The sequence below is a fragment of the Micromonospora globbae genome, from assembly GCF_036184225.1.
In the GTDB taxonomy this organism is placed as follows: domain Bacteria; phylum Actinomycetota; class Actinomycetes; order Mycobacteriales; family Micromonosporaceae; genus Micromonospora; species Micromonospora globbae.
Genome location: NZ_CP108084.1, coordinates 3,777,400 through 3,791,523 on the forward strand (window position 1 = coordinate 3,777,400; position 14,124 = coordinate 3,791,523).

General features: G+C 75.2%; 11 protein-coding genes and 1 pseudogene. 6 read left to right on the forward strand and 6 right to left on the reverse strand.

All coding sequences use genetic code 11. The annotated features are described in order from the left end of the window. The first annotated feature begins 53 nt into the window (after positions 1 to 53). On the forward strand, positions 54 to 551 hold the full coding sequence (locus tag OG994_RS16735) for a GNAT family N-acetyltransferase (protein ID WP_328850271.1): 498 nt from the start codon (positions 54 to 56) through the stop codon (positions 549 to 551). A gap of 21 nt (positions 552 to 572) precedes the next feature. Here OG994_RS16735 and hemQ read toward each other — a convergent pair whose 3' ends face one another. From hemQ to hemE, 3 genes are read right to left on the reverse strand one after another with little or no spacing between them, the layout of a single operon-like run. Further along, positions 573 to 1,274, reverse strand: a complete 702-nt coding sequence (gene hemQ / locus OG994_RS16740) for a hydrogen peroxide-dependent heme synthase (protein ID WP_328850272.1) — start codon at positions 1,272 to 1,274, stop codon at positions 573 to 575. After that, positions 1,271 to 2,680 carry a protoporphyrinogen oxidase gene (hemG, locus tag OG994_RS16745; RefSeq protein WP_328850273.1) on the reverse strand — a complete coding sequence of 470 codons (1,410 nt, stop codon included), beginning with the start codon at positions 2,678 to 2,680 and terminating at the stop codon, positions 1,271 to 1,273. The genes hemQ and hemG overlap by 4 nt, the downstream gene beginning before the upstream one ends. A 5-nt stretch (positions 2,681 to 2,685) precedes the next feature. Beyond that, entirely contained in the window at positions 2,686 to 3,783 is a 1,098-nt protein-coding gene (hemE, locus tag OG994_RS16750; protein WP_328850274.1) for a uroporphyrinogen decarboxylase, read from the reverse strand. A 128-nt stretch (positions 3,784 to 3,911) separates the two neighbouring features. Here hemE and OG994_RS16755 point away from each other — a divergent pair, with 128 nt between their 5' ends. Further along, complete coding sequence (locus OG994_RS16755; RefSeq protein WP_120329361.1) at positions 3,912 to 4,484, forward strand: DUF3000 domain-containing protein; 573 nt, start codon at positions 3,912 to 3,914, stop codon at positions 4,482 to 4,484. Positions 4,485 to 4,501: 17 nt separating this feature from the next. On the opposite strand, the gene OG994_RS16760 is transcribed toward OG994_RS16755, so the two are convergent. Both OG994_RS16760 and OG994_RS16765 read right to left on the reverse strand, forming a co-directional pair. Further along, positions 4,502 to 5,515 (reverse strand): hypothetical protein, encoded by a 1,014-nt coding sequence (locus OG994_RS16760; protein ID WP_328850275.1) that lies wholly within the window; start codon positions 5,513 to 5,515, stop codon positions 4,502 to 4,504. Positions 5,516 to 5,677: 162 nt separating this feature from the next. Next, positions 5,678 to 6,849: pseudogene (locus OG994_RS16765) on the reverse strand (S1C family serine protease). A gap of 594 nt (positions 6,850 to 7,443) precedes the next feature. Here OG994_RS16765 and OG994_RS16775 point away from each other — a divergent pair. The 4 genes from OG994_RS16775 to OG994_RS16790 all read left to right on the forward strand — a co-directional run bounded on the left by OG994_RS16775 (position 7,444) and on the right by OG994_RS16790 (position 13,578). Next, the gene (locus tag OG994_RS16775) at positions 7,444 to 8,766 is read left to right on the forward strand and encodes a ribonuclease D (RefSeq protein WP_120329359.1); all 1,323 of its coding nucleotides are present in this window, start codon (positions 7,444 to 7,446) and stop codon (positions 8,764 to 8,766) included. Between the two features lie 285 nt (positions 8,767 to 9,051). Continuing rightward, positions 9,052 to 10,245 (forward strand): thiolase family protein, encoded by a 1,194-nt coding sequence (locus OG994_RS16780; RefSeq protein ID WP_120331886.1) that lies wholly within the window; start codon positions 9,052 to 9,054, stop codon positions 10,243 to 10,245. Beyond that, positions 10,242 to 12,311: a 3-hydroxyacyl-CoA dehydrogenase NAD-binding domain-containing protein gene (locus OG994_RS16785; RefSeq protein ID WP_120331885.1), complete on the forward strand. Its 2,070-nt coding sequence runs from the start codon at positions 10,242 to 10,244 to the stop codon at positions 12,309 to 12,311. Before OG994_RS16780 ends, OG994_RS16785 begins: the two co-directional genes overlap by 4 nt. Before the next feature lie 208 nt (positions 12,312 to 12,519). Next, complete coding sequence (locus OG994_RS16790; RefSeq protein ID WP_192902302.1) at positions 12,520 to 13,578, forward strand: hypothetical protein; 1,059 nt, start codon at positions 12,520 to 12,522, stop codon at positions 13,576 to 13,578. A gap of 53 nt (positions 13,579 to 13,631) precedes the next feature. On the opposite strand, the gene OG994_RS16795 is transcribed toward OG994_RS16790, so the two are convergent. After that, on the reverse strand, positions 13,632 to 14,042 hold the full coding sequence (locus tag OG994_RS16795; protein WP_328850278.1) for a VOC family protein: 411 nt from the start codon (positions 14,040 to 14,042) through the stop codon (positions 13,632 to 13,634). Between the last annotated feature and the right edge of the window lie 82 nt (positions 14,043 to 14,124).

Sequence of the window (14,124 nt, forward strand, 5' to 3'; positions counted from 1 at the left end):
CCGTCCCCGGGAATCCGCTGGCCGTGGCGGACCGGCGACGCCAGGATGCACTCGTGATCGAAATCAAGCTGCTCACGCCGGACGACTGGAAGCGCTGGCGCGAGGCACGCCTGCTCGCACTGGCCGAGGCGCCCTACGCGTTCGGCGCCCGCCTGGCTGACTGGCAGGGCCACGGCGACCGCGAGGAACGCTGGCGCGCCCGCCTGGCGATCCCCGGCTCGCACAACCTCGTCGCCGAGCGGGACGGGCGGCCGCTGGGCATGGTGAGCGGCGTCCCCACCCCCGTCGAGGGAACCGCTGAGCTGATCTCCATGTGGGTCCACCCCGACGCGCGGGGCCAGGGCGTCGGGGACGCGCTGGTGGGCGCCGTCGTCCGGTGGGCCCGGGAGACCGGCGCCGGCCGGCTGCGGCTGGCCGTGGCGGAGCGCAACGAGGCGGCCCTGCGCCTCTACCGGCGCCACGGGTTCGTGGCGACCGGGGAGCTCGGCGACCTCATGCCCGACGGCGTCCAGCGGGAACAGGTGATGGTCCGGGAGCTGACCGGGCCCTGACCGGGCGGCGACCCTCCCGGTTCAGACCAGGCAGTTGACGATCTCGGCGACCGACCGGCGACGGCCCGTGAAGAAGGGGACCTCCTCGCGGACGTGCCGGCGGGCGGTCGCGGCCCGCAGATCGCGCATCAGGTCGACGATGCGGTGCAGCTCGTCGGCCTCGAAGGCGAGCATCCACTCGTAGTCGCCGAGCGCGAACGAGGCCACCGTGTTCGCCCGCACGTCCGGGTAGCCCCGGGCCATCCGGCCGTGCTCGGCGAGCATCTCCCGCCGCTCCTCGTCGGGCAGCAGGTACCACTCGTAGGAGCGCACGAACGGGTAGACGCAGAGGTAGGCGCGGGGCTCCTCGCCGGCCAGGAACGCCGGGATGTGGCTCTTGTTGAACTCGGCCGGCCGGTGCAGGGCCATCTGCGACCAGACGGGGGTCATGGCCCGGCCCAGCGTGGTGCGCCGGAACCGCAGGTACGCGTCCTGCAGCGCGTCGCTGGAGGGCGCGTGCCACCAGATCATCAGGTCGGCGTCGGCGCGCAGGCCGGCCACGTCGTACGTGCCGCGGATCGTCACGTCCTTGCCGGCCAGCTCCTCGAAGAGCGCCTCGACCTCGGCGGTGACGTTGTCCCGCAGCGACGGCAGCGGGCTGCTGGCCCGGAACACCGACCACATGGTGTAGCGGATGGCGGCGTTCAGCTCCCGCAGCCGGGCCGCGTTCGTCTGCTCGGTCATGTCCCCGATCCTCCCAGTGCAGTGATGATCTCGTCGGCCGCCGTCTCTCCCGAGCGGACGCAGACGGGGATGCCCACCCCGTCGTAGCCGGCCCCGGCCAGCGCCAGGGTGGGGTGGCTCGCCCGTAGCGCGGCGCGTACCGAGGCCACCCGGTCGACGTGCCCGGGCGCGTACTGCGGCAGCGCCCCGCCCCACCGCTGCACGTGCCCGGCGACCGGGGTGGGCAGCGGCGAGCCGACGACCGCGGACAGCTCGCGGTGCACGGTCGCCGCCAGGTCCTCGTCCGGGCGCTGGAGCTGCTCCTCCTCGCCGTACCGGCCGACCGAGGCGCGCACCAGGGCGAGGCCGTCCGGGCGGCGCAGGTGCCCCCACTTCGTGGTGAAGAACGTGGACGCCTTGACGAGGAGCCCTTCGGTGCCGGGCACCAGGAACCCGGAGAGTTCCGGCAGGCGCGGCTCCGGCAGCGCGAGGGTGACGAGCGCGACGCTCGCGTAGTCCAGCCGGCCGACGGTCCCGGCCAGCTCCGGCGCCGGCCCGGCGAGCAGCCGGGCGGCCGCCCGCGCCGGCACGGCGAGCACCACGGCGTCGACCTCGACGTGCTCCGGGTCGCGGGTCGGGCCGATGGTCAGCCGCCACCCGGCCGGGGTGGGGTGCAGCTCACGTACCGTCGCGTCCCGGCGGATCGTCGCGCCGCTCACCCGGGCCGCCGCCTCGACCAGCGTGCCGAGCCCGCCGACCAGGGTGCCGAAGACGGGCGCGCCCGGGGCACGGGGCGCCGCGGCCTGTGCGGCACGGACCGCGCCGACCAGGGTGTGCTCCACCCGGGCGGCACGGGCCAGCGCGGGCATCGTGGCGGTCAGCGACAGGTCGTCCGCGCGGCCCGCGTACACCCCGCCGAGCATCGGGTCGACCAGCCGGTCGACCACCTCGCCACCGAGCCGGGCGCGGACCAGCGCGCCGACGCTCACGTCCTCGTCCGGGCCGAGCAGCGGGCGGCCCTCGTCGCGGTCGGCCGCCGCGTCCGGCCGCGCCACCGTCGACACCGCGGCCAGGTCCCCGGGTACGCCCACCAGCGTGCCGGCGGGCACCGGGCGCAGCTCCCCGTCGACGGCCAGCGCGGCCCGCCCGACGGTCGGGTGCACGATGCGGTCGGCCAGCCCGAGCCGGCGCACCAGCGCCACGGCCGCGGACTCCCCGCCGGCCGGGTCGCGCATCAGGAACGACTCGGCGCCGAACTCCACCGGCTGCCCGGCCAGCTCACCGGTGCGCAGCTTGCCGCCGAGCGCGCCGGACCGCTCGTACACCGTGATCTCGGTGCCCTCCGGGGCGCGGTCGCGCAACCGGACCGCGGCGGCCAGCCCGGCGACGCCGCCGCCGACCACCGCCACCCGCGCGGGCCGCCGCACGCCGCTCAGCTCCGCCCGGTCGCGGTGAGTTCGTGCACGAGCGCGACCACCCGGGTCAGGACGTCGGGGTCGGTCTCCGGCAGCACACCGTGACCGAGGTTGAAGACGTGGCCCGGCGCGGCCCGGCCCTCCTCCAGCACCCGGCGCACCTCGGCCTCGACCACCGGCCACGGCGCGAGCAGCACGGCCGGGTCGAGGTTGCCCTGCACGGCCCGGTCGGGGCCGATCCGGCGGGTGGCCACGTCCAGCGGGGTCCGCCAGTCGACGCCCACCACGTCCGCCCCCGCCTCGCCCATCGCGCCGAGCAGCTCGGCGGTGCCCACCCCGAAGTGGATCCGGGGCACCCCGGCGTCGGCGAGCCCCGACAGCACGGTCGTCGAGTGCGGCAGCACGTAGCGGCGGTAGTCCGCTTCCGACAGCGCCCCGGCCCACGAGTCGAAGAGCTGCACCGCCGACACCCCGGCGGCCACCTGGACGCGCAGGAACGCCAGCGTCACCTCGGCCAGCCGGGCGCAGAGCGCGTGCCACAGCTGCGGATCGCCGTGCATGAGCGCCTTGGTCCTGGCGTGCGTCCGCGACGGGCCGCCCTCGACCAGGTAGCTGGCCAGGGTGAACGGCGCGCCGGCGAAGCCGATCAGGGGCGTGTCGCCCAGCTCGGCGACGAGGGTCGTGACGGCCTCGTCCACGTACGGGACGTCGTCGCGGCCGATCGGGCGGATCCGCTCGACGTCGTCGGCGTCGCGGATGGGCTGCGCCACCACCGGTCCGGTGCCGGGCACGATGTCCAGCTCGATTCCGGCCGCGGCGACGGGCACCACGATGTCGCTGAACAGGATCGCGGCGTCCACGCCGTGCCGGCGTACGGGCTGGAGCGTGATCTCGGTGACCAGTTCGGGGCGGCGGCAGGACTCCAGCATCCCCACGTTCGCGCGGATCTCGCGGTACTCGGGGAGGGAGCGGCCGGCCTGGCGCATGAACCAGACCGGGGTGTGCGGGCCGGCCTGGCGGCGGCAGGCCCGGACGAAGGCCGAGTCCCCCGGTCCGGTCGTGGGCTGTCCGTCTCGGGCGGCGGTGCCCGTGCTGTCCGTGCTCATCGCGGCCATCGTGCCACCCGTCCCGCCCGCGCCGGACGGAAGGGCCCCCGAGTGGGGCCTGTCTCATAGGACCGGGCCGGCGGCCGCGTCGGCGCGCCGTCGCGCCTGTCGGTGGGGCGGCGGCATAGGCTGCCGGCATGGCCCCTCCGATCGCGCTCCCAGAGACCTTCGCCCGCGCGGTCGCCGGGTTACGGTCCGCGGCGCCCCGGTCGGAGATCGTCCTCGAGGAGGTCGGCGCGCCGCAGCGGCTCGCCCCGTACGCCTTCGCGCTCGCCGCGAGCGTGCTGCGCGACGGGGACGAGGTGGCGACCGGGCGGCTGATCCTGCTGCACGACCCGGCCGGACACGAGGCGTGGCAGGGCACGCTGCGGCTGGTCACGTACGTGACCGCCGAACTGGAGGCCGACCTGGCCGCCGACCCGCTGCTCCCCGGCGTCGGCTGGACCTGGCTCACCGACGCGCTCGACGCGCAGGAGGCCGGCCACCGGGCCATCGGCGGGACGGTGACGCAGACCATGTCGACCCGGTTCGGTGACCTGGCCGGCCCGCCCGCCGCCGGTGACATCGAGATCCGCGCCTCCTGGACGCCGGTCGACGACGACCTGGCCCCGCACCTGCTGGCGTGGTGCGCGCTGCTGGCCTCGACGGCCGGGCTGCCGCCGCCCGGGGTGACCGCGCTGCCGGAGCGTCGCCCCGCCGGCGCGGCCTGACCCGGTACGGGTGGGCGTCAGAGGTAGTTCTCGGCCTCGTCGCAGACCTTGTCCAGGCCCTGCATGGCCTTGTCGTACGCGCCCTTGTCACCGGCCGCCGCCGCGCCCAGCGCGGTGGTGAGCTTGTCGAGGCAGTTGGCGATGACCTTCTTCTGCCGGGCCTGCTCGTCACGGTCGTTGCGGGTGCCGGTGAGGTCCTGCTCGGTGTCGGCCAGCCGGTCCCGCACCGTCTGCAGGTCGGTCTTGAGCTTGTCGATCTCCTTGGCGTTGGCGGCGATCGTGCCGTCGCGCTCGCTGACCTGCGCGGTGAGCCGCCGCTCGGTGCGGTCCAGTTCGCTGCTCTTGGTCAGGTAGAGGCCGGTCATCACACCGCCGAGCACGAAGAACAGCCCCGCCACCACGGCGAGGATCAGCACCGTACGACCCCGTCCGCCGGTCGCGCCGGCCGGACCGTACGGCGGGACGGCGCCGGGTGGCGCCGACATCGGGGCGCCGGGGTACGCGCCGGCCGGCGGCACGGACATCGGCTGGTCGACGCCGGGCACCGGCGGTCCGGAGACCGGCCCGACGTACGGCGGGACGCTGGCCGGCGACACGTGCCCGGCCGGCGACGCGTATCCGGCCGCGGCCGGCGGGGCGGAGAACGGCGGGGTCGGGGGCGCGGAGAACGGCTGGGTGGGCTGGGCCGACGGCGCGGGGAACGGCGGGGCCGGGGGCGCGGAGTGCGGCGGAGCCGGCTGGGCGGGCGGCGCCGAGAACGGCGGGGCCGGCTGGGCGGCGTACGGCGGGGTCGGCTGGGTCGGCGGCGCGGCGTACGGCTGGGCCGGCCCGGTGGGAGGCACCGGCGCGCCGGGCTGCGCGGACGCCAGGGGCTGCGTCGGTGCCTCGGACGGGGCAGGTCGGGGCGTGCCGTACGTCGCGGTCGGCCGCTGCCACGACTGCTCGGGCGACGGCGGCTGGCCGGGCGCGGCCGGTGGCTGCGCCGGGTGGGGCGGCGGATATCCCTGCGGCCCGGTCGGTGACTGGGTCATCTCTCTTCCTCCAGGTGAGCGGTCCGCGCGGACGGACCGTGGGTGGTACGACGGCCGGTCGACACGACCCGGCCGGATGCCCGTGGGGGTGAGCGGCGGACGGCGGCGCGGCGAGCAGCCGGGTGGCGGCCCGCGCCGCCCGGCGGCCCGCCGGAAGGACGATCAGCAGATCTTGAAGCCGTCGCAGGCGACCTTGATCGGTACGGCGAGGCCGATCCCCTCGGCGTCGCGCGCCTTGGCGGTGGCGATCCCGACGACCTGCTTGTTCCCGTTGACCACCGGTCCGCCCGAGTTCCCGGGGTTGATCGGCGCGTCGAACTGGAGCACCGGCCCGGAGTCGTCCTGCGCGTCGCGGAGCGCGCTCACCACCCCGGTGGTCACGGTGTCCTCCAGGCCGAGCGGCGCGCCGACCACCACGATCTGCTGGCCGGACTTCACGGCCTCGGGCGCGGCGGCCAGTCCGGTGAACCGGGCGCTGGTGCGCAGGTGGGCGATGTCGTTGGTCTTGTCGACCTTGACGATGGTGGCGGGGAAGCGCTGGTCGGTGCGCTCCAGGAACACCTGGCGGCCGCCGCCCTCGTAGACCGCCTCCACCACGTGGTAGTTGGTGAACAGGTTCGTCCCGCCCCCGGCGGCCGGCTTGCCGACCGCGAACGCGGTGCCGGTGAACTGCCCGGCGCGGACCCGGAACACGCTGGGCAGCACGGCGCTGGCCACCGCCTCCGGGTTGAACGTCGCGCCGGCCTGCTTCTCCAGCGCCCCCGCGCGCTGCTCCAGCCCGTCGAGCCGGGCGCCGTCGCCGCTCTGCGCCTCGGCGAGCTTTCGGTCGGTGGCGGCCAGCCGGTCGCCGAGCCGGTCGATCTGGTACGCCTGCACGCCGGTCAGCCCGGCCAGGAGCAGGGCGACCACCACGGCGACCACGGTGAGCCACCGCCTGCCGCGGGCCTTCGTGCCCGGCGTGCTCGGCGCGAGGGGGTACGCGCCACCCACGGCCGGCCACACCGGACCGGCGGGCGGCAGCGGCCCGGCCGGCGCGGTGCCCTGGGACACCGGCAGCGGCCCGGAGTGCCCGGAGGGCAGCGAAGACGGGCCGGCGGGCAGGGGCCCGGACGACGGCTGCATGGCCGGTCCGGCCGGTGCCGAGCCGGCGGCCCCGGCCGGCGGCGCGGGTTCCGCGGGGACCGGTGGCGCCCACGGTCCGGCGTTCGGCGGCGACCCGGCGCCACGGGGGTCGTCGGGCCGGCCCGCGTTCGGAGTCGCTCCCTGCGCCGGCGGCGACCAGCCGGCCGGAGCCGGCACCCGGCCGGCGGCGGACTGGGCGACGCCGGGCGCACCGGGCCAGGCCGGCACGGACGCGCCGGGCGAGGACTGGTGCGGCACGGACGCGCCGGGCGAGGACTGGTGCGGCACGGACGCGCCGGGCGAGGACTGGTGCGGCACGGACGCGCCGGGCGAGGACTGGTGCGGCACGGACGTGCCGGCGTGCGCCGACATGGACGCACCGGGCGGGTTCTGTGGCGGCATGCCGGACAGACCCGGGGCGGGCTGACCCGGCGCGGGCGCGGTCGGCCAGGGCGTCGCCGTCCCGGGCGACGGTTCGAACCGAGGCGGCAGCGGCCCGGGCCGGTCCGTCGTGGGTGCCGTGGGCGCGTCCGGAGGGTTCCCGTCCCCCCGGTTCTCGCCCCCCGGACCGTAGCCAGCCGTACCGTAGCCCGCCGTCATGATCGACTTTCCTCCCCCGTCGACGCCGCGCCGCCGCCTCGCTCGTGGTCCCCTCGACCCACGCGGCGGCCCGATGGACCGTACCGGCGTGAACGGGGTTTGTCTCCCCCGATGTCCCACCTCCGAGGGCGGTGGGCGGGTATCCGACCGACACACGGGCCGACCGGCTGCACCCGCAGGTTCGCCGGGCGAACTAGGGTTGTCAGGTGACCGACGAACCACCCCTGCGCCGTCGGGCCGCCGAACGCCGTCCGGGAGACGAACCGCACCACCCGCCGTCGGCTCAGCCGGAGCCGGCGGGCGCGGGGACCGACCCGACCTCCGGCGGGCCCGTGCTGTTGACCGCCCCTCGTGAGGGCACGCCGCAACCGGTGGCCACCCCGGAGGAACTCGCCGAGGTCGTGGCCCGTTTCGCCGCGGGCAGCGGCCCGGTCGCCCTCGACGCCGAACGCGCCTCCGGCTACCGCTACAGCCAGCGGGCGTACCTCGTGCAACTGCGTCGCGAGGGCGCCGGCACCGTCCTGATCGACCCGCTGCCCCTGTCCGACCTCACCCCGCTCGACGAGGTGATCGGTGAGGCCGAGTGGGTGCTCCACGCGGCCAGCCAGGACCTGCCCTGTCTGGCCGAGCTGGGGCTGCGGCCGCGCCGCCTGTTCGACACGGAACTGGCCGCTCGGCTGGCCGGATTCGAGCGGGTCGGTCTGGCCGCGCTGACCGAACAGCTGCTGGGATACGCCCTCGAGAAGCACCACTCGGCGGCCGACTGGTCGAGCCGCCCGCTGCCCGAGTCCTGGCTCACGTACGCCGCTCTCGACGTCGAGCTGCTGGTCGACCTGCGCGACGCGCTCGACGAGGAGCTGATCCGGCAGGGCAAGTCGGAGTGGGCGGCCGAGGAGTTCGCCGCGCTGGTCCGCACCGGCGCCCGCCCGCCGCGCGTGCGGGCCGAACCGTGGCGGCGGACCTCCGGGATCCACCGGGTGCGGGGGGCGCGGGCGCAGGCCCGGGTCCGCTCGATGTGGTACGCCCGGGACCAGATCGCGGCCCGCCGGGACGCCGCGCCGGGCCGGGTGCTGCCCGACTCGGCGATCATCGCCGCCGCCGAGCTGGACCCCAAGGACGAGAAGACCCTGCTGACCCTGCCGGGCTTCGGCGGCCGATCGGTACGCCGGCTGGCGCGGACCTGGCTGGCCGCCCTCGACGACGCGCGGCAGTTGCCGGAGGACGCGCTGCCGGTCGCCCCGGCGGTCGAGGGTCCACCGCCGCCGCACCGGTGGGCGGAGCGGGACCCGGTGGCCGCGGCGCGGCTGGCCCGGTGCCGGGAGGTGGTGCTGCGGATCTCCGGCGAGCACCGGTTGCCGGCGGAGAACCTCATCGCGCCGGACTCGGTACGCCGGCTGGCCTGGGTGCCGCCCGAGGAGATCACCGAGTCCACGGTGGCCGAGACCCTGCGCGGCTTCGGCGCGCGCGAGTGGCAGATCGGCCTGCTCGTGGCCGACCTGACCACCGCCCTGACCGACCCCCCAACCTGACCCACCCCCACCCCTCCCGGCGCCGCCGTCCGCGGCCCGCGGGGGGTGATCATGGAGTTGTCGTCCGGGCTGACGGCGTGTCGGCGCGATAACTTCATGATCAACGGGAGTCCCCCGCCCCGGGGGAGGAGCCCGGGTGTGGGGTGGGCCACACGGGGCGCGGTGCCCCGCCCGGTTACTGGCGAGTAGCATCCGAGGGAAACGCCAGTGCCGGCGACCGTCGTCCGGCCCGGAGTGCCGCCCGTCGGCGCGGGGCCGGAGCGTGGTCGAAAAGGAGGCTCTCAAGTGCCCCGTGAAGTTCGGGATGTCGTCTTCGTCGACGGCGTCCGCACCCCGTTCGGCAAGGCGGGTGGCATGTACGCCAACACCCGCGCCGACGACCTGGTGATCCGCTGCATCCGCGAGCTGCTGCGCCGCAACCCGCAGCTGCCGCCGGAGCGGGTGGAGGAGGTCGCCATCGCCGCCACCACCCAGATCGGCGACCAGGGCCTCACCATCGGCCGGACCGCCGCCCTGCTGGCCGGTCTGCCCAAGACGGTTCCCGGCTTCGCCATCGACCGGATGTGCGCCGGGGCGATGACCGCGGTGACCAGCGTGGCCGGTGGCATCGCCATGGGCGCGTACGACGTCGCGATCGCCGGCGGCGTCGAGCACATGGGCCGCCACCCGATGGGTGAGGGCGTCGACCCGAACCCGCGCATCATCGCGGAGAAGCTCGTCGACCCGTCCGCCCTGGTCATGGGCGCCACCGCGGAGAACCTGCACGACCGGTTGCCGCACATCACCAAGGAGCGCACCGACGCGTTCGCGCTCGCCTCGCAGCAGAAGACCGCGAAGGCGTACGCCAACGGCAAGCTCCAGGCCGACCTGGTGCCGGTCGCGATCCGCGACGAGGACGGCGGCTGGGGTCTGGCCACGGTGGACGAGGCGCCGCGGGACACCTCGATGGAGAAGCTCGCGACGCTCAAGACCCCGTTCCGCCCGCACGGCAAGGTCACCGCGGGCAACGCGGCCGGCCTGAACGACGGCGCCACGGCGAGCCTCATCGCCGCCGAGGAGACCGCCCGTGAGCTGGGCCTGCCGGTCGCCATGCGGCTCGTGTCGTACGGCTTCGTCGGCGTCGAGCCCGAGGTGATGGGGTACGGCCCGGTCCCGTCGACCGAGAAGGCGCTGCGCATCGCCGGCCTCACCATCGACGACATCGGCCTGTTCGAGCTGAACGAGGCGTTCGCCGTGCAGGTGCTCGCGTTCCTCGACCACTTCGGCATCGCCGACGACGACCCGCGGGTGAACCCCTGGGGTGGGGCGATCGCCATCGGCCACCCGCTCGCCTCCTCGGGCGTACGGCTCATGACGCAGCTCGCCCGGCAGTTCGCCGAGCACCCCGAGGTCCGCTACGGGCTCACCGCCATGTGCATCGGCATCGGCATGGGCGGCACCGTGATCTGGGAGAACCCCCACTGGGAGGGCAACAAGTGAGCGCGCTCGCGGCACCGAACGAGGTCGTCACCAAGGCGCTGCTGCGGCAGGTGAACGTACCGGGGCTGGACCGGCCCGCCGCACTGATCACCCTGGACAACGGCTTCGACCACACGAAGCCGAACACCTTCGGCCCGGGCGGCCTGACCAGCCTCGACGAGGCCATCACCGCCGCCCTCGCCGCCGACCCGGCGTTCGTCGCGGTCACCGGCAAGCCGTACGTCTTCTGCGTGGGCGCGGACATCACCGGCCTGCCGCTGCTGGCCGACCGGGAGCAGGCCCTGGAGATCGGGCGGCTCGGCCACCGGGTCTTCGCCCGGCTCAAGGACAGCGCCGTGCCCACGTTCGCGTTCATCAACGGCGCGGCGATGGGCGGCGGCCTGGAACTGGCGCTGCACTGCCACTACCGGACGCTCTCCGGCGGGGCCGCGGCACTCGCGCTGCCCGAGGTCTCGCTCGGCCTCGTGCCCGGTTGGGGCGGCACGCAGCTGCTGCCGAACCTTATCGGCATCCCGGCCGCCACCCAGGTCATCATCCAGAACCCGCTCATGCAGAACCGGATGCTCAAGCCGAAGCAGGCGGCCGAGATGGGCATCGCCGACGTCCTGCTGGAGCCGGCCGACTTCCTGGAGCGCTCGCTGGAGTGGGCGGCCGGCGTCGTACGCGGACAGGTCACCGTCACCCGGCCCGAGGTCGACCGGGACATGTGGGCCGGCGTGCTCTACTTCGCCCGGCAGACCCTCGACCAGCGGCTGCACGGCGCGGTCCCGGCCGCGTACCGGGCGCTGGACCTGCTGGACACCGCGAAGGACGCGGACTTCGCCGCCGGCACGGCCGCCGAGGACGAGGCCCTGGCCGACCTCGTCTTCTCCGAGGAGCTGCGCAGCGGCCTGTACGCGTTCGACCTGGTGCAGCGACGGGCCAAGCGGCCGGCGGGCGCGCCGGACAAGGGGCTGGCCCGCCCGGTCACCAAGGTGGGCATCGTCGGCGCCGGCCTGATGGCCAGCCAGCTCGCGCTGCTCTTCGCGCGCCGGCTGCAGGTGCCGGTCGTCATGACGGACCTGGACCAGGCCCGGGTGGACAAGGGCGTCGGCTACGTCCACACCCAGATCGAGAAGCAGGTCAGCAAGGGCCGGATGGACAAGGGCACCGCGGCCAAGCTGTACGGCCTGGTCAGCGGCTCGGTCGACAAGGGCGCGTTCGCCGACGCCGACTTCGTCATCGAGGCGGTCTTCGAGGACCTGGCGGTGAAGAAGCAGGTCTGGGCCGAGCTGGAGAAGATCGTCAAGCCGGAGGCGGTGCTCGCCACCAACACGTCCAGCCTGTCGGTGACCGCCATGGCCGAGGACCTGGAGCACCCGGAGCGGGTGGTCGGCTTCCACTTCTTCAACCCCGTCGCCGTGCTGCCGCTGCTGGAGATCGTCCGCGGCGAGCGGACCGACGACGCCACGCTGGCCACCGCGTTCGCGGTCGGCAAGCAGCTGAAGAAGTCCTCGGTCCTCGTCAAGGACGCGCCCGCGTTCGTGGTCAACCGGCTGCTCACCCGGTTCCTCGGCACCGTCTTCGCGGCCGTGGACGCCGGCACGCCGCTGGACGTGGCGAACAGCGCGCTCGACCCGCTGGGCCTGCCGATGCGCCCGCTCGCCCTGCTCCAGCTCGTGGGCCCGGCCGTGGCGTACCACGTGGGCGGCACCCTGCACGCCGCGTTCCCGGACCGGTTCGGCGTCAGCGAGAACCTCAAGCGGATCGCCGAGAGCGGCCAGCCCATCGTGGTGGACGACGAGGTGAACCCGGAGGTGGCGAAGCTGCTGGTGGTCGGCGACTCCCCGCTGACCGCCGAGCAGGTACGCCAGAACGCGCTGGACGCGCTCGCGGAGGAGGTCCGGCTGATGCTGGACGAGGGCGTCGTCGCCGAGGCGCAGGACATCGACCTGTGCATGATCCTCGGCGCCGGCTGGCCGTTCCACCTGGGTGGCGTCACGCCGTACCTGGACCGGACCGGCACCTCCGAGCGGGTCACCGGCCGCCGGTTCCTGCCCCGCGGGGTCGCCAGCCTCCCCGCCTGACCACACCCCCGCTCCCCCGCGTCGCGGTGGCCGGCGGCGTCCACACCGGACGCGGCCGGTCACCGCGATCGTCTCTGTGGGGCGCGCCGGCTCCGGTGCGCCGCACCGCTACCGTTACGCGCAGTACCGCCGACCGTTCGGGGGCAGCGAAGCCCAGGTCGAGCTGGATAAGATCGCGTGTTCCGCTTTACTCACCTGGAGCTGACCCATGTCGTATCCGCCGGCCGATTCCTACCCCCCGCCCTCGGGGCACGGTTCCTATCCCCCGCCCCCGGGCGGCCACCCCGGGCCCCGGCAGCCGGGGAACTACCCGCCGCCCCAGCAGGGCGGTCACCAGCAGCAGGGGCAGCCCGGCGGATACCCGCCCCAGCAGGGCGGCGCGTACCCCGGCCAGCAGGGCGGGGGCTACCCGCAGCAGGGCGGCTACCCCCAGCAGGGCGGCGGCCACCCGGGCCAGCAGGGCGGTGCCTACCCCGGTCAGCAGGGTGGCTACCCGGCCCCGCAGCAGGGCGGCGGGTACCCGGGCCAGTCGGGCGGCTACCCGGCTCCGCAGCAGCCGGGCGGGTCGGGCTACCCGTCGCAGCCGCCGGCGCCCCAGAGCGAGGGCTACCCGCCCCAGCAGCCGGGCGGCTTCCCACCGGCCCAGGGCGGGCAGTCCTTCGGTGAGCTGAACCCCGTTCCGCCGAAGAAGAAGTCGAGCGCCGGCAAGATCATCGGCATCGTGGCCGTCGTGGTGCTGGTGCTCTGCCTCGGTGGCGGCCTGGCCACGTGGTTCGCCGTCAAGGACGACGTGAGCGAGGGGGTCAACGCCGCCCGCACCCGGGTCGTCGCCCCGGAGACGCTCGCCGGCCGCCCCAAGATCACCGACTCGGAGCTGCAGGCCCTCGCCGACGAGATGGTCAACGACGTGAAGAGCACCGCGACGGGCGAGACCAGCACCGTGGGCGCCTTCTACGGGGATCCGGCCAAGCAGGACCTGGTGATGGTCGTCGCCGCCTCCGGGATCATGGCCGACCCGAAGAAGGAGCTGGACGACGCGATCGCCGGGTTCTCGTCCGAGCTCGGTGTCACGAAGATGGACACGGTGTCGCCCGGGCCGCTCGGTGGCGACGCCCGCTGCGGCGACGGGAAGGCCGGCGCCACTCCCGTCGGGGTGTGCGTCTGGGCCGACAAGGGCAGCGTCGGCGCCATCGTGGTCTTCTTCAAGTCCGCCGACGAGGTCGCGAGCGAGTTCGTCACGATGCGCGGCGAGATCGAGAAGCGCTGAGCGACGGGGAGGGCCCCGGTCACCACGGACGTGGTGGCCGGGGCCCCGCCGTCTCAGGCGCTCGGCGCGGCGCCGGCCGGTGGCGCTGACGCGGCCCGTTCGGCCTCACTGCGGACGACACAGAACTCGTTGCCCTCCGGGTCGGCCAGCACCACCCAGCCGGACCCGTCGGGCCGGCGGTGGTCGGCGACGTGCGTCGCCCCGATGCCGAGCAGCCGCGCGACCTCCTCGTCGCGGGTCCGGTCGGTCGGCGACAGGTCGAGGTGCAGCCGGTTCTTGATGGTCTTTCCCTCGGGCACGGCGAGGAAGAGCACCATCGGGCCGCCGGGCGGCAGCAGGCTGGCCTCCGGGTCGCCGGGAAGGTCCTCCGGCTGGCGGGGGCACTCGAACACCTCGGCCCAGAAGCCGGCCAGGGCGTACGTGTCGTGGCAGTCGACGGCGATGTTGTGGATGCGTGCGCTCACGGTCGCTCCTTCGAGCGGTCGGCGCGCCCGCCTGTCGGCGATGTCAGCGGAGACCGGGGCGGGGCGCGGGACTGGTCATGGT